Here is a 20865-nt window from a genome sequence, read left to right on the forward strand (position 1 = left end):
AAAACACGTATTTTTACAATGAAAAAACTTAGTTATTTATTTTTCGCATGTTTTATCTCTTTATCGTTAATGAATTGCGCTGAAGATGGTGAACCTGGACCAGCTGGTAAAGATGGAGTTGATGGCATTGATGGAGTAGATGGAGTTGACGGTGTAGATGGACAAGATGGAGAAGGTTTTGAAGAACTAACAAAAGATGGCTCTATCATTCTTTATTTTGATGGTACGAGACCTGATGGCATTGAATTTGAAGATTCTGTAGTATTTACATACTCTAATGATATTCCAAGTACAGTTGAACTGATTGAAGATGAAGAAGAAGGAACTTATTATGAAGTAGAATTAACCAAATTCACAACTCCAAGTTTGCCATTTTTTGAAGGAGGCGGGTATTTCGACTTCTTCTATAAGACCACTGACCTAAGTAATAACGCAGATTTCTCGCTTGATGGCTTATATTGGAACTCAACAGTAACTACCTCTGATAATAAAGCATTTAGAGTTACTGGCGGTATAGAAGGAGAACTAGATCTCACTATTACTGACTATAATTATGATGAAACTACTGGCCGTATTCAGTTTGGATTCTCATTTGTTTTAGACGATAATATGAACTCTACATACCATGAACTTAATGTTACTGGTAAAGTTGATGTTAACCTTTATGAAATAATCTACCCAGAAATGGGTCCAATGTAATTTGGAACAAAATAGTAACCAAAAAGACTGCCCTCTGGCAGTCTTTTTTTGTTTACGCCATGTAGTATTTAAAATTATTTAAATATTCTCTCGCCCCCTTTGCATCAATGCAATCCCTTCTTACTCTGTGGTCACATCACAAATCATCTTTTAAATATAATTTAGGGCAACCATTATCTAACTACTATTCTTCACCAGGCCCGAATCGCTCTCATAGAGCTCTTTTTCAATGACATATATTTTGAATAATTCACACATGTCATTGCATCCATATTAAATATTACATCTACAACTTCCACCTAAATTCGAGATTCTTAATAAGCAGAAGATAGCTAATTTCAATATAGCCCTTAACTGATCATGTTCAGCCCATTTTGAAAATCAATTAGCAATTAAATGTTTACAACAATGAGAATCATTAACTACCTTTTTTTAGCATGTATTATAGTATTTTCTTTCGGGAGCTGCGCAGAAGATGGCGATGTGGGACCAGCCGGAGCGGATGGCACTAATGGAACAAACGGCACTAATGGCACCGATGGTGAAGACGGTATGGATGGTGCTGGCTTCGATGAATTAACTAAATATGGAAATATCATGATATACCTGGATGGTACGAGACCAGATGAGGTAGCATTTAAAGATACTTCCAATTTCCGATTCGTACCCATTGAAGATATCTCTTCTGAAAATGTTGTATCCATATCAGAGTCAACCTATTCCTTTAGAGCTATGCGCTTCCTTAGTGCTCCTGATGATGTATTTCAGTATTCCGTAGCCAGACTAATCATGACCGTCGAAGACGGAGAAACACTGTCTTTCCCAAATTTCAGCTTGGAAATAGGAAAAGATGTGGTTACTACAGACTTTAAAGTTTTTGGCATTTACGATACCTACAGTTCTTCCAGTTATACAGATTTGGTTATTGAAGATTATAGCTATACGCCAAGTACTGGCACAATGCAATTCTCATTTTCATTTAATGTCACCGGAGCAAATAATGACACTGGAAATGATTTGAATGTATCAGGAGAGGTAGAGTTAGTGGTGCTTGAATACATTAATTAGTCTTCCAAACCTATTTCCAATTAGTGATAGAATTTTCAATTTAAAAGAAACCAAAATGAAGAATCATTTTTATATAATTATAATAATAGCCATGTGCATGTTCATGGCGTGTCAGGACGGTGAAGTAGGGCCAGCAGGACCAGATGGAGCCAACGGGACCAATGGCACTAACGGCACTAATGGTTTAGACGGTCAAGATGGAGAAAATGGTGAGGGTTATGATCAAATAGCCAAATATGGAAATATTATGGTTTATTTAGACGGAATGACACCTGAAGATGTAGTGTTTAAGGACACCTCAAATTTTAAATTTGCCTCAATTGGTTATTTACGCACTTATAATATAATTAATATTGGCGAAACAAGTAGTTCCATTAGCGTATATCGCTTTTTAAGCACGCCTGATGATATATACCAAGCATCGAGAGTCACTGTATCTGCAAATATTACAGAAGAAGATGGTAACTTCACGTTTGAAAACTTTTCAATTTTCTTCTTCAAAGATATTGTGACTACAGATTTTAAAGTTTTTGATATAGCCAATACCTTTAATAGTTCTACTTATACCGATCTAGACATTTCTAATTATAGTTATGATCCATCTACAGGTTCATTACAATTTACATTTTCGTTTAATGTAAGCGGTTCAAATAATGCCACTGGCAACGACCTTACCGTCTCAGGTGAAGTGGACATTATAATACTCGAGAATTTGGATTTATAAATTTCGATCTTTATATAACTCAATACTGCCGCTTCAACTACGGAGCGGCTTTTTTGTTCCCTTCTGTCAGCACCTTCTGCCATACTGTCAGCGTCTTTGATTTGGCACAACCATTGATAAGTTGTTATTACGAAATAAAAATAGAAATTATTAATTCATAAATAAGGACTTAATTATCATGGGAAAAATTATTGGAATTGACTTAGGTACTACCAACTCTTGCGTGGCCGTGATGGAAGGTAATGAGCCTGTAGTGATCCCTAATAGCGAAGGAAGAAGAACTACTCCTTCTATAGTAGCTTTTCTTGAGGATGGAAAAGGTGAAAGAAAAATAGGAGATCCTGCTAAGAGACAGGCCATCACTAACCCTCATAACACTGTAAGCTCTGTAAAGAGATTTATGGGTAAGAAATTCTCTGAAGTAAGCGAAGAGAAGAAATCTATGTCTTACCAGGTAGAAAAGGGAAATAATGATGTTGTTCGCGTAAAAATTGGCGACAGAAACTATACACCTCAGGAAATTTCAGCTATGATTCTTCAAAAGATGAAATCTACAGCTGAAGATTATCTGGGAACTGAGGTTAAAGAAGCGGTAATTACTGTACCTGCTTACTTTAACGATGCTGAAAGACAAGCTACTAAAGAAGCTGGTCAGATAGCTGGCTTAGAAGTAAAACGTATTATCAACGAGCCTACTGCTGCTGCTCTTGCTTATGGTCTTGACAAAAAAGATCAGGACATGAAAATAGCAGTGTATGACCTTGGTGGTGGTACATTTGATATATCTATTCTTGAACTTGGTGACGGCGTATTTGAAGTAAAATCTACTAACGGAGATGTTCACCTTGGTGGTGACGACTTTGACCAGAAAATTATTGACTGGTTAGCTCAAGAGTTCTTGAATGACGAGAACATAGATCTTAGAAAAGATCCTATGGCTCTACAGAGACTTAAAGAAGCTGCTGAGAAAGCTAAAATTGAATTATCTAGCTCTACAGAAACTGAAATTAACTTACCATACATTATGCCTGTGGACGGTGTTCCTAAGCACTTGGTAAGAAAATTAACCAGAGCTAAATTCGAGCAGATCTGTGATGATCTTATCAGAAGATCTATGGATCCTTGTAAAGCTGCTCTTAATGATGCTGGAATGACTGCTTCTGATATTGACGAAGTAATCTTAGTAGGTGGTTCTACCAGAATACCTAAAATTCAGGAAGAGGTAGAGAAATTCTTCGGTAAAAAACCTTCAAAAGGTGTTAACCCTGATGAGGTAGTAGCTATCGGAGCATCTATCCAAGGTGGTGTTTTAACTGGTGAAGTAAAAGATGTCCTTCTTCTAGATGTAACTCCGCTTTCATTAGGTATCGAAACTATGGGTGGTGTGTTCACTAAGTTAATCGAAGCTAACACTACTATACCTACTAAAAAGTCTGAAGTATTCTCTACAGCTGCTGATAACCAGCCTTCAGTGGAAATCCACGTATTACAAGGTGAGAGATCAATGGCTAAGGATAACAGAACTATTGGTAGATTCCACCTGGATGGTATTCCACCAGCTCCAAGAGGTGTGCCTCAAGTAGAAGTTACATTCGATATTGATGCTAACGGTATCATGAATGTATCTGCTAAGGACAAAGGAACTGGTAAAGAACAAAAAATCAGAATCGAGTCATCTTCAGGTCTTACTGATGAGGAAATCGAGAAAATGAGACAAGAAGCTCAGGCTAACGCTGATGCTGATAAAGAGGCAAAAGAGAAAATTGATAAAATCAATGCTGCTGACTCTTTAATCTTCCAAACAGAGAAGCAATTAAAAGAGTATGGTGACAAACTTTCTGATGATAACAAAGGCAAAATTAACTCTGCCCTTGAAGAATTGAAGAAAGCTCACCAATCTCAAGACCTTGCGGCTATTGAAACAGCTATGGAAGGATTGAATAAAGCATGGGAAGGTGCTGCTCAAGAGATGTATGCTGCTACAGGCGGTCAGCCAGGTGCTGATGGAGCTGGAGCTGCAGACGGAGCACAAGGACCTGAGGCTGAAGCTGGTGCTGACAGTGATGTTTCGGATGTTGAATTCGAAGAAGTAGATGACAACAAAAAGTAATCTACTGATAAACATAGATCGAAAAAAGGGGCTAGTTAGCCCCTTTTTTTGTGCCTAAAAATCAACTCATCGGCGTATAATCACACTCATCCTGCAAATAACTCCCTCCATAGTAATGCACATACAAAAGGCTCTCCCTAAAGCGTTTACAAAGAAAATTAATCACAAAAAATAATGATGAAGACGAGAATTTTAAGCTTAGTATTTATTGCATCAATCTTCTCTACATTTATAGCCTGTAACAAAGATGAAGAGATTGATGGCAGAGGGAAAGCAAATATCTATCTTACAGATGCACCAATTGATGACGCCAATATCGCAGGGGTAATTATTTCAGTAAGCAGTATAGAAGTAAATGGTCCTGCAGGATGGCAAATTATAAAATCATTTGACGAGCCATTACCTGTTGACCTTTTAAGCTATCAAAATGGCGAAAAGCTTCTGATCTCAGAAGAAAAATTAGATGCCGGGACCTACAGCGCATTAAGATTAAACCTTAACATACCACTTGAAGGGGAAGGAGAACCTTCTACGCCTAGCAGCTATGTACTATTTGCTGATGGCACATCCAAATCGCTTTATCTTCCAAACGATAATGCTCAGGAAGAATACAAGGTAGCAGGAAGCTTTACTGTACCTATGAATGGAGTAACTAATCTCACCCTTGATTTTGACGTGAGAAAAGCACTTGTGAAAAACTCACAAAGTGAGGCTTATATGCTGAAACCTACCATCAGATTAGTGTCAGCAGAAGAAGCTGGCACCATTCAGGGAGTTCTTACAGAAAACATTGATGTTCATCATGCTGTGGTTTTCGCCTACCCTAAAGAGACATTCTCTAATGGTGAAATCATTAAACCAAAAGCCAATAACTTAAGGTTTGCTAATGCGGCTTCCAGCACTGTGGTAAATGACAATAATCAATTCACCTTAGCCTTTATGAACAAGGGCGACTATGACTTATACGTTGTAGGATATGATGAATCTGGAAATTTTGAAGGTATAATTGGTGCTTACTATGGTTTGAATGTAGCTGCCATGAGCATTACAGAGATCGAATTATAAGACAAAATCATAAAGAAAGACAATAATTCTTCCTTTTAATTAAAAAAAAGCCTCTTAATGAGGCTTTTTTTATGCGAATCATATTAGTTTTGCACGCAAATATTAAAAATATCACAAAATGATTATCTACAAATTTGGAGGAACATCGGTCGGTTTACCCGAACGAATGCACACAGTGGCAGACCTCATTACAGCAGATAATGAACCTAAAATAGTGGTTTTATCAGCTGTATCCGGCACTACAAATTCTTTAGTTGAAATTGGCGAATTACTTCTTGCCAAGAAACAGAAGGAGGCCAAGGATAAGGTGGGTAATCTTAAGAAACACTACGATCAATTTATAGACAATTTATATTCTACAGAAGAAGGTAAATCTAAAGGAACCGAGCTTATTCATAGCTTCTTTAATGACATAGATGCTCTGACAAGTATTCCTGACTTCAATGAAGGTAATAACAAAACATTATTGGCCTTTGGTGAAATTATGTCTACCAACCTTTTTCACCAATACTTACTTGAGGCTGATATAGATAACGCTCTTTTGCCGGCTCTTGATTTCATGAGCATTGATGAAGATGCTGAGCCAAGAATTGACAGCATTTCTACCGAGCTTAAAAAAATATTAGACAGCCAGGACAAGAAGCAAATCTATATTACACAAGGATTTATTTGTAGAAACCACGAAGGTAAAACAGACAACTTACAAAGAGGTGGCAGTGACTACACAGCTTCCCTCGTAGGTGCAGCTATAGCAGCCAAAGAAGTACAAATTTGGACTGACATAGATGGTATGCATAATAATGACCCTAGAGTGGTAGACAGCACGTTCCCTATTTCAGAGCTTAGCTTTGATGAAGCTGCCGAGCTTGCATATTTCGGGGCTAAAATATTGCATCCATCGTCTATTCTACCTGCTCAAAAATTTGGTATTCCTGTAAGACTTAAAAGTACTCTTAACCCTGAAGCCGCTGGAACGGTAATACACAACACAACCGGCAGTGCAGATATAAAGGCTATAGCCGCTAAAGATGGTATTACGGCCATAAAGATTAAGTCTACGAGAATGCTATTGGCACATGGCTTCTTGAGAAGATTGTTTGAGGTATTTGAAAAATATAAAACTTCAATAGACATGATCACCACTTCAGAGGTGGCTGTATCCGTAACTATTGACAATGCCTCTCACCTTCAAGAAATTGTAGATGAGCTTTCAAATTTCGGCTTTGTAGAGGTAGATAATAACCAAAGTATTGTTTGTATAGTAGGAAGCATGCTCACCAATAAGCAAGGAGCCTTAAAGAAAATATTTGATTCTCTGGGTGACCTGCCTATTAGAATGGTGTCTTATGGTGGCAGCAAAAACAACGTATCCATTCTTATTGACAGTAAATTTAAGACAGATGCATTGGTGAAGCTAAATACTATCTTCGCTTAAGCAGATACTTTAATAAATTAAAAAGGCCATTTGATTCATTTCAAATGGCCTTTTTAATTATATTTTACTCCTAATCTTTTATATAAAGGCAAAGAATACCAGCCATACCAACACCAATAGAGGAAGAAGAAACGGGATCGAAAATCTTATTATATATCCAAAGAATGAAGGCATTTTAATACCTATTTGCTCTGCAATAGACTTCACCATAAAATTAGGTCCGTTACCTATATATGTAAATGCTCCGAAGAACACTGCAGCAATGGATATAGCTTTGAGGTCTAGCACACTATCATGAAAAACGCCTCCATTAGCAAAATCCACTACTTGAGAAATATTACTTATATCACCACCTTGAGAAGCCATTGCCGCCGTCAGGAAATTTAGGTAAGTAGGGGCATTATCTAAGAATCCAGACAACATGCCAGTACCCCAATATAATGTATTATGACTAATTAACTTAGATCCTTCCGGAGATGCCGCAAAACCACTCACTATCTCCAATGCAGGCATCATAGTACCAAAAATACCAATGAAGATAAAGGCCACTTCTCTTATGGGTTCGAAGCTAAATTCATTCCCATCTATAGCCCTTTTATTTGCAAACTTGTAGGAACAGAATGCAACTCCAAGCATGATAATTTCTCTTAGAAATGAGAACTTTTGACCATCATAATGAATGGCAGGCACCCAGCTTATAACATTAGGATCCAGAAATACGGAACCAATAACCACTGCCAGCCAAACGAAATTTCTAAAGCCTACCAGCTTAATTTTGTTGGTATAAGTTATCTCTTCATCAGAAAGGCCATAATTAGATTTGTTTCTCCTATCTAAAATATAAAACGCCACTAATAATAGTACCAATGCAAATAACCAGGCAACTATGTTATGCTCTAAAGTCCAGAAGAACGGTATTCCTTTTAAGAATCCCAGGAACAATGGAGGATCTCCAATTGGTGTTAATGAACCACCAATGTTACTTACCGAGAAAATAAAGAATATGATATGATATGCTTTTATTCTGGTCTTGTTCAATCTGATGTACGGCCTAACCAAAAGCATTGATGCACCGGTAGTCCCAATCAGGTTAGCCACAATAGCGCCCACAAATAGCAATATAACATTGGCCATTGGCGTAGACTTCTTGTCGATATCAATCATGATACCACCTGAGGCGATGTATAGCGATGCCAATAATGCTATGAACTGAACATATTCTGCCAAAGCGTGTATCGGTGCATGTGTATTATGAAGCCCAAAGAGGTAGTACAAAACCACCAGTACTGCCAGTGCAATGGCTACTATTGGATAGTTTTTATGCCAAAGGTGCTCATAAAACAACGGCCCAGTGGCTATCATTAACAATAGGATAACGAAAGGAATTATGGTCCAGCCCGGAGGTGCGTGATGAGCTGCCTCTGCATGCCCTTCTCCATGGCCTTCTGCGTGTTGAGCCTGCCCATGTTTCTCTTCTTCCTGAACTATTTCTGAGGTAGTGGTTTCTGATACCTTGGCGGACTCACTAGCGCCAAAGGAAGATAACGAGGCAGTAAATAAAAATAAAACCAGTAATAATCTTAAAAGCGCTTTACTCACTAATTTGAATTTTTTCTACAATTACTTTAAATAATAGGATTTTTTCAAGTGAAATACAGTACATCCGAATATACAATTCTCAAAGGTATGTAATCTAATGAAAATCCTCTGTTCTTATAAATTAATTAGAGGTTAAAAATTTATAAGCGGTTATACCAACAGACTAAGTGCACTTTCAAACGAAGTTTTTGCTATTTCAGTCTTTTTGCTGTTTAGCTCATAAGTTTTCATAAGAGCTTTTTTTATACATTCAGAGGTATCTGAGAAAATATCTTCATCTTCCAGGCCTACTTCATTCTCCATAAGATACGCAAAAACTCTGGCCATGCCACAGTTAGCAATGAAGTCTGGTATTACCGAAAAGTTACTATCAGCATATAAGCCGGTTGGCCCAAAAAATATTTCAGGGTCGGCAAAAGGCACATTAGCGCCACATGAAAACACCTCAAGCCCGGAATTGATCATTCTCTCCACCTGATCACGAGTGATTAAACGGGAAGCTGCAGCAGGAATGAATACTTCAAACTCCAAATCCCAGATTTTCTCATTAATCTCTTCAAAAGAAATTAATTCCGGAGACACCAGCTGATTGCCTTTTCTATTTAAGAACAATTCGGTTATCTCTTCATGACTAAACCCTTCTTGGTTCATAACCCCACCATTTCTATCAATAACACCTACCACTTTTACTCCCATCTGAGATAGGTAAAACCCAGCTGCGGCACCTACATTACCCCAACCCTGGATTACAGCTCTTTTTGCAGTAACGTCACCACCCCAAATAGTGTAATAATGTTTGATAGCCTCAGACACACCATAACCCGTGATCATATCGGCCACGGTATATTTCTTCTTTATGTTTGGAGAGTAACTCTCATTTTCCAACACTTTGATCACTCCTTGTCTTAATTGACCAATCCTATTAATGATCTGAGCTTCTGTTGGCTGAAAATGTCCGTGAAATACACCTTCCTGAGGATGCCAAACACCCACATCTTCTGTGATAGGTATCACCTCGTGAATTTCATCTACATTTAAGTCTCCTCCTGTACCGTAATAATATTTTAATAGTGGTTTTACAGCGGCATACCATCTTTCTAAAACTCCTTGTTTACGGGGATCTTCAGGGTCAAAGTTAATCCCTGATTTAGCGCCCCCTATCGGCGGACCTGATACGGTAAACTTCACCTCCATGGTTTTAGCCAGTGACACTACCTCATTCTTATCCAAGCCCTTGCGCATTCTGGTTCCTCCGCCAGCTGCTCCTCCTCTCAAAGAGTTGATCACTACCCAGCCTTCGGCCTCCGTTTCACTATCGCTCCACTCAAAGACTATTTCCGGTCTCTTATTTTCAAATTTCTCTAATAATTCTTTCATAGCATCCAATTTCATGAGGCCTCAAATCTAAGGAAAAGAAAGGACTCACTTAAACCCCACACTCACACCTCCACAAGTATCCTGGCTTGCACCGGTAACGCTAGACAAACAGTTTGATTGCCCTGTCACTTTTAAAACGCCCAAAAAAGCAAAAATCAACGCCTCTTTAAAGCCAATCACTTCTTTATTGGGAATTATCACTTCGGTATTCTTGCCAGAATGAAAGTTTATTCTCTCTATTAAATAATTGTTAAATGCTCCACCACCTGTAATCAGGAGCTTAGTATTGGGCTTGGAGATTGTGCGAGCTATTTGAATGGCAAAATTCTCAACACAGGTGGCTAAGAGGTCTTCGTTAGTGTATCCCTTTTGCTCTAGCAGTGGAAAAAAGTTCTTCTCCATCCATTCGAATCCTAATGATTTAGGAGCGGACGCTGAATAAAATGGCAAATCATTCAAAACCCTCAACAACGAATCATCCACCTGTCCTGATCGAGCGAGGCTCCCCTCATGATCATATGATTTACCAAACCGGGCCGCAAGATGATTTAAAGCCATATTACAAGGTGAAATATCAAAGGCTATTCTATCTCCATCATTTTCATAAGAAATATTAGCAATGCCCCCCAAATTAAGGCAGTAATCATAATCAGCGAAAAGCAGTCTGTCCCCGATTGGCACCAATGGAGCTCCCTGTCCACCATGAGCAACATCTAATGACCTAAAATCACCAATAACCGGCAATCCTGTTTTAGCAGAGATATCATTTATATTTCCAATTTGTAAAGTAAAACCATTTTCAGGCTGATGAAATACGGTATGCCCATGAGATGATATAAAATCGACCTCTAATTCATATTTATCAACAAATTCTTGCACCGACTTACCAATATAATTACCCAAATCATGATCAAGCTGAGTGAGTTGCTGGCCTGAAAGTGTAGTGCTTTCCATCAACCTTTCAATCATCTCCTGCGGATACTCTAAGGTTTCTGCTTGAATAATTTTAAAGCTCCATTGATCATCCAACTGAAATTGGCAGTAGCAAATATCCAGACCATCAAGAGAGGTGCCGGACATTAGACCTATTACTTTAAAATGAGTTTTATTTTTCATCTTTCTACTACTAACATTCCTGATAAAAGGTATTGTTTAATTTGAGCTAATGCAGCACTTTCCACTTGCACCCTTTCATCCTCATTATTTACTTCACATAAGTTAACAACATTCTTAATTACTATTCCAATTTTAGAAGGTAGAAGAAAATTTTTTATAACTGCATGAGAGAATTCATCTAAGAAATATTCATGAACCCCCAAAGGCCCTGGCGCTAATAAGGCATATTCACCGTCCACAGATTCAGCTTCAGGGTAATCAGCAAGCTCATTATCATCTGGAATTTTCAGAACAGCACCCAGTAAATCTTTGTCACTGAGTAGTAATGATTTATTATTTTCTATCTCCACAATTGCTTTTAAATGTCTGTAAGCATCACTTCGATCTTTGCTATCCAAGCTCAATTTTAACAGGTCATAACTCCATTTGGACTTAACAGATGCATCTAAATTATCTGAAACAACCGCCAACTCATCAGTTACATACTTCAAAAAACTTATGTTGAAATTTGGCTTGACCAGCTTGATAAGAAAAGAACCTGATAACGGAAAACATCTATTAAATAATCTTTCAAACAGCTGGTCTTTAGTTAATGATAAAATACCTCCAGCATTTTCACCAAAAACCTTTGATAATTCAGGCTTTAAAATAGTAGGACTGCTTATCTTACCTTTTGACACCAATAGATAAAAATATCCAATTCCGGCATCACCCATGAACAAACTAATATCGGTTTTATCTTTGGCAAATGCATAACCAGAATTATAATAGCCATATTGGTTGTACGAATCCAAGCTCCTTTTTGCAACCTTCTCAACTAACGAATAATACTCATTTGCATTATTGAACCTATCTAACTCCATCAAAAATAAAGCATTGCCTCCACCTCCATGACACAAAACAAAGCAACCCGGCAAAGCATTAATATTTTCAAGGCTCTCCACTGTTTTAGTTGCAGCGCGATTTAGATCTCTTAAATAATCAGATTTCCCCAATACCTGAAAGGCCTTAATTCTGGAAAGTCCAACCCCCGGAGCACCATGACACCATGCGATCATATCCTTTTCCTGAAAGAAAAATCCTTTATTACCATCGAGATATTCCTTTTTTTGAATCTCAAAAGATTCGTTATCGTAAAAACCATTTCTTAAATCTGGCCAATTATTTATCTCATGCTTAAAATGACTATTTTCATAGGCAAAGGCCTGTGTTGCGATATAATAGAAGGTATCATTTTGAAAGTACTTGCCGAGCTCCAGAAAAACATAGCCTACTCCTGCTACTCCATGAGAAAAGCCACATAATCCTTTGCTGGCCTTTGCATTCCTATCCCAATAAAAACCTTCCTCATGTACATTGATTCGGTTGACCAAGTGCTGAACATAGATCTTAATTTTCTCTAAAACTAAATCATTCTTAGTTGTTGCATGAATATGCAAAAGACCTAACAATGTGCCTGAAATGCCATTGATAAGATCATCTACTATGGGCTTCTCATCTAAAAAAGTATCACAATCTTTTATTAAGCTTAACGCCTTCTGGCTATATTCCGGATTGCCCAAATATTCACCAATTTCAATCAAAGTGGAAGCCACCCCCACTCTACCCGTGTAAAATGAATAATATTTTGTTGGGTGTTTCGCACAGTAATCCAATAGCCAATCAACCCCTTTAATTACAGCTTCTTGGTATCTATTATAGTTAGTTTCTTTATACAATTCTAAAAGAAAATAGATGATACCAGAAACTCCAGAATAAAGACTTTCAGAAGCACTGTATTCCATCTCATTGTGATCTAACAGACTAAGTGTTTCCCAACTGAATCCTTTTTCAGTGATCTCAACTTCATCCAACAGCCGGTCAGCTATGGCTATAGATGCCTTTAAATATTCATTATCTCTTATTTTCATTGAATCACTTTAAAACTTTCAGACATTAGATAGGCAAGATAACCTTCATCTTGGTTTTTGATTCCAAGTCTATTATTGGTCATATGTATGAAGCTATCATATACTGACCACAGCCTTTTATTCTGTTCAGAGATTTTAAGAGTTTTATACAGTTCGAAGAGATTTGGATAAGAAAAACTCTCAGAATCTACCTCACCAATCATCTCTTTAGTAATTTGTTGATTCGAGATTACCCAATCATTCAAAAAATCTTGTTCAAAATCTTCATTCTTCTTTAAGGCGTGCCATATGGTTTCAACATATGGAATCAAAACATTCTTTTGAGCGGCTAAATTAGACTTAAAGGCGTTCAGCGTATACTCTTTGCGCTTATCTAATTCCTCTTTCGTGATATTTTTATCGTAAACATGATAGGCCCTGGGAAACCAATTTTGAAAAACCTGATTGAAAAATAACTGCGCCTCAGATTCATTCATTCCTGCCGCATAAGCAAAACTTAAATGCAACTGAATACCTGCTCCCAATATGCTTGAATAGTCCCAATCCTTGTAATTATCTCTCAGTATACCTAATACGACAGAAGATGACGCCTGAAACTGTTTCTCAGCAATAGGTAGTAGAGAGCTACCACCGTACCTTACTGTTTCTGGTTCATAAGGCAGGTATTGGATAGAATTATTATCATACCAGCCAGCCATATCATGGGCATTATAATCATTTCTGTGGGAGGGGTACTTCCTAAGATAGCTGTTAATGTGACCTGACAATAAAGGCTTTAAGAACTTACCAAAAGCATCTTTGTCCGCCTTTAGCCTTAGTCTAATATGAGGTCCTTTTTCCCAGTATCTTATAAAAAAAAACTGATCGATAGAGTTCTGAAATTCGTCACTCATTATCAGGGGCGATAAGCTTTCTGTAAGAAAATTTTCCCAAGGCTCTGAATAATAGATATGCACTGCCATCCATTCTTTTTCCACATCTGGTTTATACACCCTCATATTAATTATTAGTATACCATTGCACCACAAACTCCGTAACAAACCTTTCATTATCAATCTGAAGCATCTGATTCTTACCTGGGAGAATTTCAACAACACGAAGATTTAGCGGCACTTTTTTAAAAAGCTTTTCTAATAGGTTCACAAATAATGGATTTCTGAAATCAATATATTGAGGCTTATAATCATCCTTGGTTATTTTCTTTCTAGCCTCTTCATCAATATCCTTATTTGTGCCTAATCTATCCTGATTTACATGTATAAAAACTTCATCAGGAATTTGCTGCTCCTTTCTCCATAAATTAACTGCTCTAAAATAATCCCAGTCGGAGTCTAAAGGTTGGCGAAACGGCAGTAACTCCTTTGGAATACCCCAGGTTTTTCTTTGTAGAACTATCCGCTCTTCAAAGACAATCCTGGGATAAATCTTTATTTTATTGTCATTTTGCTCCGCTTCACTTAGCTGATTAACATAATTGTTGAGACTGTAAGGATGAGTCTGTTCGGAGGGTGTAAATTTTTCTAAGAGTTGAAATAACTGTGACCTACCGCTCTGCCCCTGAAACCCTAAATCAAAGACATACAATTTCTTATTTGTCGATTTCTGAATTAGTTCTAAAGCCTCAATCTGGTAATTGTATACAACTGCGAAATCGGTAATTGGGATCTGCATTTCTTCCACCAGTGAATTGTGACTACCAGGCATCCAGACTTCATAAGGCATTAATGGGGGATGCAAATTCGCGTTGAAATAAGAGGCATCACAGTTTTCTAACATAATTGCCTCTTCATTTTGTAATATCTGATTAAATGTCCTGAGTTCACCTGTAAGGTCTTCATCAAAGACATGGAGAAATCTGCTGTACATTTTACCATAGCCAGGAAAACTACCGTTTAACACAGCTCTTAATTGATCATTTTCATAATAAAACTGAAGAAAAGCACCGTAGGAATTAGCCTGACCTCCAGTGTCAGAAAATTTATTTAACTCATTTACTTTCCTTAAAACATCCAGACCAACATGTACTTCTTCCTTTCCTATTCGCTGCTTCTTTAATTCCTCAGTAAAGCTCCTCCTCCAATCTTCGATAAGTTGACTTCTGACCTTAATTGACGCAACTTCGGACATTTCTCCACCCTCTTTTTTCTCTTTATCAGGCCTTTTAATGTCTCTGAAATAGTCTTCATAAAAAGTTAGAACATCCACTTTCTCCTTTGCACCATACTTTTTAAGAAAGTAAGCCATCATTCTATCTTTCTCGTTTTTATATGAGTTGAACAACCTCATATGATTTAGTAACTGTTGGAAAGGTTGTATCAGCTCAGAAACCTCGCCTTGTTCAAAGGTTATTTGACTATCACGAGTTGTATCTTCATAAAAGAGCTGTTCAGGTTTAAAACTAAAAATAGTTGAAGCCCGATGCTTAAATTCGAAATCTCGCTCTGTTATAGTTGCACCTTCACTATTCTGACTTTTATCAAGAGTAGTTTCTCTCCATTTTTTTTCCAGTTCTTCTAATGGTTTTCTTTCATCTTCGGGCAATTGGGCCGCTTTATGAATTTTAAAGCAAGCTTCTCTGATTTCGTCAAACGCTTCCTGTAGTATTTCTTTCCGTTCAAATACTCCAGCCTTCTCATATTTAAGGGCCAGGCTTCGCAAAGACTTTAATGCCTCAATCAAATCTGATATAAAGGGCACTGACTCTCCCCACAACGATAGTTTTTCTACTAGCTTAACATCCCAATCTGGGTCTATGCCCGAAACCCCAATGTTATACTCCAAAAGTCCGTAATTGATAAGCTGATTAATATAGTCTTCCAATTCTTCAGGTGCTGCATCAACGTCACTTTGAAGGACGGTTATCAATGCCTCAAACTTGAATCCTTCTTCCTGGGAATCAACTGTTTCAATGATGTGGCTTACTAAAGGATTTTGTGGCATCCTTTGAAAGGATTCAACATTATTGCTATTCGTCAGGTATAAATAATGATCCTCATTGCTCTGTATTGTAGGGTTAGTTCTCAACAACAAGTTTAAATAGGCCTCCCTGTATTGTTTCAGAAGATCCGATATGTATTTAAATAGGTAGTTATTTAACCTTATATGTGATATAACCTGAGCTTCAGAAGTTACTCTTACCTTTTTATTTATTATGTCTGCATCTAAATGAACCTGAGATAGATTTGTAAATGTGCTAAATGGAGAGGTTTTAGTGTAAATCCTGGATAGATACTGAAGCAAGCTACTCTCCACCTGTAGCTCCTTTTTCCTTGTAATTTTACCCTTTTGATATGCTGAAATCCTGTCTAAGAGATTCTTGCTAGATAAGAGAAGTCCTTTTTGAAAAGTTGAAGAAGAAACCAGGCGCTTTAAGATCGATTTCGCTGCTTCATTTTCATTTTGATAGATATTTTCACCTTCCTTCTCTACTCTTTTAATATTATCTATCAGCGCGAGGTATTCTGATAATTTCCCTGCTAATACTGGTGTTAGTGCCAATAGAGCCTTATCTATTTTGCTTTTTTTTAACTTCCTGCCATTATAAATATCTCGTCTTAGATTTTGTACACTATTCTGATCTTCAGAACTTTCACTGTTACTGATGAAGGCAAAAAGATCATCACATAAGACAGACTTGGTTTCTTCCCTTTTAACCTCTAAAAGTGTTAACCGATTTATCTGCTCTGTTAAATATGGGAAATTAAATGATTCCCACTCTTTATAAGGAGCACCTCCTATTCTTAATAGTGCTCTCGGAAATAACTTCATTTGAAATGGTTAGGTGATTGGATAGTTTAGAAAAATGGATTAATCCATTCTATTTAGAATGGCCGAAAACTGGCTAAATACTCTTTCTATTAACCTCTTATCCTCCGTGATAATATCGGCTGTTCCTTGCATTTCCTGCTTAAAAGCCAGCGTCTGATTATAGTTACTGGTTAACCCATTAGGAAGACTTATTCTAATATTATAGGTATCATCTCTTGGCACTAACGCAATAGACTCTACTTTACCCACAAGCATTCCATACTCGTTTGAAGGATAGTTATCTACTTTAATATTAACACGCTGGCCAGTCTTTATTTTACCTGAACCCATTATGGGCATAGAAACATTTCCGATAACTTCTTCTGAAAGTGGAATTACTGTCATCACCTCTTCACCGGCCTGTACATACTGATTATCACTCCAAAATTTAGAGAATGAAACCTTTCCCGGCATAGGACTGATTAATAGATACTGTTGTTTCCATGCAATTAATTCACTTTCAAGGCGCTCGTAGCTAACTATAACATTGGCCTTAAACTGATCAATCTCTTGAACTTCTTTTAATTGCAATTCATCAATTTGTGAACGTAGTTCTGCTATTTGGATACTATTCTGAATAATTGACGACTGTAAATTTTCTTTATTTCTTTTACTGGCCAGATAGTTAGATTTAGACTTATTCATTTCGGGCTTAGTACCCGCACGCTGTTTATAAAGTAAAGAATCATCTTGATAGATACTTTCTGCTATTTCTATTTCATTCTCTGCTAATCCTATTTGATCATTAAGACCCGCATTGAGCTTTTCATAATATTTCATTCGCTTACTAAGCGCCGTTCTTTGATTTTCATAAAAAGAAATAGAAGTAAATCTTTTAGCATCTTCCACTGCCGAAGTGAAGGAAAAATAAATATTTTGTAAAGAGCCAACATTTAAAGATTGATCTAATTGAGCTGCTTTATCAACAAAGTTATAATTGTAGACATCACTTTTAATTTCTTTCAAATGCTGTTCAAGCGCCATTACATCAGCATATGACGCAGGATTTTCTATCACACCGAGGATCCTGTCCTCTTCTATAGTTTGTTTATCCTCGGTCAATAACCGAAGCTTACCTGCTGATCTGGATACTAAATGAACCGGGGGTGTTTCTGAGGTGAGTACTAACCTGGCACTTGCTGTATCAGGGTATTTGATAAACCAGCTAGATATGATGATTACACCCAACACAATAAAAATTACTGTAATTCCCCAACGGATTAACCAGTGAGGTATATGACTTAATATCTCCTGAACCTCTTCACTTCTTACTCTGATATTATCAGTATTAGGCATAAACGCTAGTCTTTTATTTACGCAAAAAATTAGGGCAATTAGAAATTGCCCTAATGAATATCTTAATTACATGGGCTGCAATGTACAGGTTCTCCTGTATCGCAAGGTCGATGAGTATACCAGGCATTAGGGTTACAAGAAGCGTATGTGCCGCCTCCGCCGCCTCCGCCACCTACAGGACATCCCGCCCAGCCATCAGTGCAGCCATATGTAACATAACCTCCTTTAATTGTTTCTGCCTCGTCCTTCAAGTCCTCCGTAATGAAACTTTTTACTTTTAAATTCTCAATCTTTAATTTTTTACTTTTCATGTCTATAAAATTTAATTGAATAATTATTTCATTCAATTTAACACAAAAAGGATTAATATTACAATAACATGATAATAGATTAAAATATTGTTAATCAGAAGTTTGTCATTGCCCTAGTTCTAATTGATTCTTTACTAACTCATAATATGCTCCCTTTTTATCTGCAAGCTCATTATGGGTACCGCTTTCTTCTATTCTTCCATTATTCAAAACAATTATCTGATCAGCATTTTTTACTGTGCTTAACCTATGTGCCACCACTATCACAGTTCTGCCACTGAAGAATTCGTCCAAATTCTTCATTATTATTTTTTCGTTATTGGCATCCAAAGCATTTGTGGCTTCATCAAAGAAGAGATAGCGAGGGTTTTTGTAAACGGCTCGAGCTATTAAAATTCTTTGGCGCTGTCCTTGACTTAGCCCATGACCGTCACTACCAATTTTAGTATTATACCCCAGAGGCAATACTTTTATGAAATCCTGAATATTTGCAACTCTGGTGGCATAAAGCAATTTTTCTTTGTCAATTATTTCATCATTCACTGCAATGTTTTTTGCTATTGAATCTGAAAAGATGAATCCATCTTGTAAAACAGCACCACATTCTTCTCTCCACATTCTATTACCATAATTGCTCAGATTAATATCTCCCAGTTTGATCTCTCCTTGAGTTGGCTCATAAAACTTTAAGAGGAGCTTGATCAAAGTAGTTTTTCCACTTCCACTAGCTCCTACAATGGCTGTTATCTTGCCCTCTGGTATATTAAAGCTCACATCATCTAAGACATTCTCAGAATGAGGACCTTTATACTGGAATTGAACATTTTCCAACTTCAGCGAAAGATCTTCAGGAAATATATCCACCTTTTTATCATCTTCATCTTCCTCATCTTCCTGATTATGAATTTCACCCAGCCTTTCGAGACTAATTTTGGCATCTTGAGCTGTATGTATAAAACTAACAAGCTGATTCAAGGGCGCATTTAACTGGCCTATGATATATTGTATGGCCAGCATCATACCCATTGTAATTTCACCGGTCACCACTGCCTTCGCAGCCAAAAACGTTATTAAAATATTTTTTAACTCATTAATGAAAAATGAGCCCGCCTGTTGGTATTGATTTAGTGCTAGCCCCTTTATACTCACCTTGAATAATTTTGCCTGTATCCTTTCCCACTCCCATCTCTTTTGTTTCTCGCTATTATGAAGTTTAATCTCTTGCATGCCAGTTATAAGCTGTATCAGGCTGCTTTGATTAATTGACATTTGATCAAATCTTTTATAATCAAGATTTCGTCTTTTCTTCATGAATATTAAAATCCACATAACATAAAAGCCGCTTCCAATAAGGAACACCCAGAATATCCTTAAGTCATAAATAGCTAGCACTACTCCAAAAATCAGGAGGTTAACGAATGAAAACAGAACATTTAAAGTAGTTGATGTAAGAAAAGCCTCTATTCTACTATGATCACCTATACGCTGTAAAAGATCACCGATCATTTTAGAATCAAAAAATGATAATGGCAACCTCATCAGTTTTATCAAAAAATCGGAAAGAATCGAAATATTGATTCTAGTACCCAAATGCAATAAGATCCAACCTCGTATAAACTCCACTGCTGTACGGCTAAAAAATAACATTAGCTGTGCAATTAAAATCAGAGTTACAAAATTTAAATCCTGATTGGCAATACCAACATCCACAATGGACTGTGTGAGAAATGGAAATATTAATTGAAGAATACTTCCTAATATCATCCCTAAGAATAGTTGGACGATAAATTTCTTGTATGGCCTTAAATATTTAAATAAGAATTGAAATCCCGAGCGATTTACCTTTTCTCCGTCCGCCTCATAAAAACTTGGTGAAGGCTCCAAAAAAAGCACCACACCAATTTCCGAATTCTTTTCGGAATCACTAAGCCACCCATCAAGGAATTCTTGCTTACTAAGTTTCACTAAACCATGTGCCGGATCTGAAACCAAAACCTTATTCTTTCGGAATCCATATACCACAATAAAATGCCTCTGTCTCCAATGAGCTATAAATGGAGTGGGAGCCTCTTCTTGAAGTTTATCAAATTGTATTTTAGCTGCCAGTGTACGAAACCCTATTGACTCAGCAGCATCACTTATACCAAGTAAAGAAACCCCCTCGCGCGTTAGATGGCTTTTCTCCCTTAATGACTGTAAGGAGTAATTTTTGCCATAATGCTTAGCTACAATTCTAAGGCAAGTAGGACCGCAGTCCATGGTATCTAACTGTCTGTAATTTGGAAATCGCATTGATATGATATGACCTAACGAACCCTGAACTTACAAATTACTTTCACTTTTTCTAT

The 20865-nt window shown here is 37.1% G+C and carries 15 protein-coding genes; 6 read left to right on the top strand and 9 right to left on the bottom strand.

What is annotated here, in order from left to right; translation table 11 throughout:
* Positions 1-18 precede the first annotated feature (18 nt).
* The 6 genes from LVD16_RS01290 to LVD16_RS01315 all read left to right on the top strand — a co-directional run bounded on the left by LVD16_RS01290 (position 19) and on the right by LVD16_RS01315 (position 7101).
* A complete protein-coding gene (locus LVD16_RS01290) occupies positions 19-699 on the top strand; it encodes a hypothetical protein (protein ID WP_233771775.1) in 681 nt (226 codons plus the stop codon).
* Positions 700-1107: 408 nt separating this feature from the next.
* Positions 1108-1767: a hypothetical protein gene (locus LVD16_RS01295; protein ID WP_233771776.1), complete on the top strand. Its 660-nt coding sequence runs from the start codon at positions 1108-1110 to the stop codon at positions 1765-1767.
* A gap of 55 nt (positions 1768-1822) precedes the next feature.
* On the top strand, positions 1823-2491 hold the full coding sequence (locus LVD16_RS01300; protein ID WP_233771777.1) for a hypothetical protein: 669 nt from the start codon (positions 1823-1825) through the stop codon (positions 2489-2491).
* Between the two features lie 178 nt (positions 2492-2669).
* On the top strand, positions 2670-4601 hold the full coding sequence (dnaK, locus tag LVD16_RS01305; RefSeq protein ID WP_233771778.1) for a molecular chaperone DnaK: 1932 nt from the start codon (positions 2670-2672) through the stop codon (positions 4599-4601).
* A gap of 174 nt (positions 4602-4775) precedes the next feature.
* Positions 4776-5666 (top strand): DUF4382 domain-containing protein, encoded by an 891-nt coding sequence (locus LVD16_RS01310; protein WP_233771779.1) that lies wholly within the window; start codon positions 4776-4778, stop codon positions 5664-5666.
* Between the two features lie 118 nt (positions 5667-5784).
* The gene (locus LVD16_RS01315; protein ID WP_233771780.1) at positions 5785-7101 is read left to right on the top strand and encodes an aspartate kinase; all 1317 of its coding nucleotides are present in this window, start codon (positions 5785-5787) and stop codon (positions 7099-7101) included.
* Between the two features lie 78 nt (positions 7102-7179).
* Here LVD16_RS01315 and LVD16_RS01320 read toward each other — a convergent pair whose 3' ends face one another.
* The 9 genes from LVD16_RS01320 to LVD16_RS01360 form a co-directional block, all read right to left on the bottom strand.
* A complete protein-coding gene (locus tag LVD16_RS01320) occupies positions 7180-8700 on the bottom strand; it encodes a sodium:proton antiporter (RefSeq protein ID WP_233771781.1) in 1521 nt (506 codons plus the stop codon).
* Between the two features lie 150 nt (positions 8701-8850).
* Entirely contained in the window at positions 8851-10077 is a 1227-nt protein-coding gene (locus tag LVD16_RS01325; protein ID WP_233771782.1) for a Glu/Leu/Phe/Val dehydrogenase dimerization domain-containing protein, read from the bottom strand.
* Between the two features lie 45 nt (positions 10078-10122).
* Entirely contained in the window at positions 10123-11193 is a 1071-nt protein-coding gene (locus LVD16_RS01330) for an anhydro-N-acetylmuramic acid kinase (protein ID WP_233771783.1), read from the bottom strand.
* On the bottom strand, positions 11190-13103 hold the full coding sequence (locus LVD16_RS01335; RefSeq protein WP_233771784.1) for a lanthionine synthetase LanC family protein: 1914 nt from the start codon (positions 13101-13103) through the stop codon (positions 11190-11192). The genes LVD16_RS01330 and LVD16_RS01335 overlap by 4 nt, the downstream gene beginning before the upstream one ends.
* A complete protein-coding gene (locus tag LVD16_RS01340; protein ID WP_233771785.1) occupies positions 13100-14101 on the bottom strand; it encodes a lantibiotic dehydratase C-terminal domain-containing protein in 1002 nt (333 codons plus the stop codon). Before LVD16_RS01340 ends, LVD16_RS01335 begins: the two co-directional genes overlap by 4 nt.
* A 1-nt stretch (position 14102) precedes the next feature.
* Positions 14103-16871: a lantibiotic dehydratase gene (locus LVD16_RS01345; RefSeq protein WP_233771786.1), complete on the bottom strand. Its 2769-nt coding sequence runs from the start codon at positions 16869-16871 to the stop codon at positions 14103-14105.
* Between the two features lie 39 nt (positions 16872-16910).
* Entirely contained in the window at positions 16911-18206 is a 1296-nt protein-coding gene (locus LVD16_RS01350) for an HlyD family secretion protein (RefSeq protein WP_233771787.1), read from the bottom strand.
* 62 nt (positions 18207-18268) lie between these two features.
* Positions 18269-18517, bottom strand: coding sequence for a pinensin family lanthipeptide (locus tag LVD16_RS01355; RefSeq protein ID WP_233771788.1), 249 nt, complete (start codon positions 18515-18517; stop codon positions 18269-18271).
* Positions 18518-18622: 105 nt separating this feature from the next.
* Positions 18623-20809: a peptidase domain-containing ABC transporter gene (locus tag LVD16_RS01360; protein WP_233771789.1), complete on the bottom strand. Its 2187-nt coding sequence runs from the start codon at positions 20807-20809 to the stop codon at positions 18623-18625.
* Positions 20810-20865 lie beyond the last annotated feature (56 nt).

It is taken from the genome of Fulvivirga ligni (genome assembly GCF_021389935.1).
Classification (GTDB): Bacteria; Bacteroidota; Bacteroidia; order Cytophagales; family Cyclobacteriaceae; genus Fulvivirga; species Fulvivirga ligni.

Excerpts from the sequence above, each read along its gene's own strand:
- LVD16_RS01290 (WP_233771775.1), top strand. The coding sequence starts at position 19 with ATGAAAAAACTTAGTTATTTATTTTTCGCATGTTTTATCTCTTTATCG.
- LVD16_RS01295 (WP_233771776.1), top strand. The coding sequence starts at position 1,108 with ATGAGAATCATTAACTACCTTTTTTTAGCATGTATTATAGTATTTTCT.
- LVD16_RS01300 (WP_233771777.1), top strand. The coding sequence starts at position 1,823 with ATGAAGAATCATTTTTATATAATTATAATAATAGCCATGTGCATGTTC.
- dnaK (WP_233771778.1), top strand. The coding sequence starts at position 2,670 with ATGGGAAAAATTATTGGAATTGACTTAGGTACTACCAACTCTTGCGTG.
- LVD16_RS01310 (WP_233771779.1), top strand. The coding sequence starts at position 4,776 with ATGATGAAGACGAGAATTTTAAGCTTAGTATTTATTGCATCAATCTTC.
- LVD16_RS01315 (WP_233771780.1), top strand. The coding sequence starts at position 5,785 with ATGATTATCTACAAATTTGGAGGAACATCGGTCGGTTTACCCGAACGA.
- LVD16_RS01325 (WP_233771782.1), bottom strand. The coding sequence starts at position 10,077 with ATGAAAGAATTATTAGAGAAATTTGAAAATAAGAGACCGGAAATAGTC.
- LVD16_RS01330 (WP_233771783.1), bottom strand. The coding sequence starts at position 11,193 with ATGAAAAATAAAACTCATTTTAAAGTAATAGGTCTAATGTCCGGCACC.
- LVD16_RS01335 (WP_233771784.1), bottom strand. The coding sequence starts at position 13,103 with ATGAAAATAAGAGATAATGAATATTTAAAGGCATCTATAGCCATAGCT.
- LVD16_RS01340 (WP_233771785.1), bottom strand. The coding sequence starts at position 14,101 with ATGAGGGTGTATAAACCAGATGTGGAAAAAGAATGGATGGCAGTGCAT.
- LVD16_RS01345 (WP_233771786.1), bottom strand. The coding sequence starts at position 16,871 with ATGAAGTTATTTCCGAGAGCACTATTAAGAATAGGAGGTGCTCCTTAT.
- LVD16_RS01350 (WP_233771787.1), bottom strand. The coding sequence starts at position 18,206 with ATGCCTAATACTGATAATATCAGAGTAAGAAGTGAAGAGGTTCAGGAG.
- LVD16_RS01355 (WP_233771788.1), bottom strand. The coding sequence starts at position 18,517 with ATGAAAAGTAAAAAATTAAAGATTGAGAATTTAAAAGTAAAAAGTTTC.
- LVD16_RS01360 (WP_233771789.1), bottom strand. The coding sequence starts at position 20,809 with ATGCGATTTCCAAATTACAGACAGTTAGATACCATGGACTGCGGTCCT.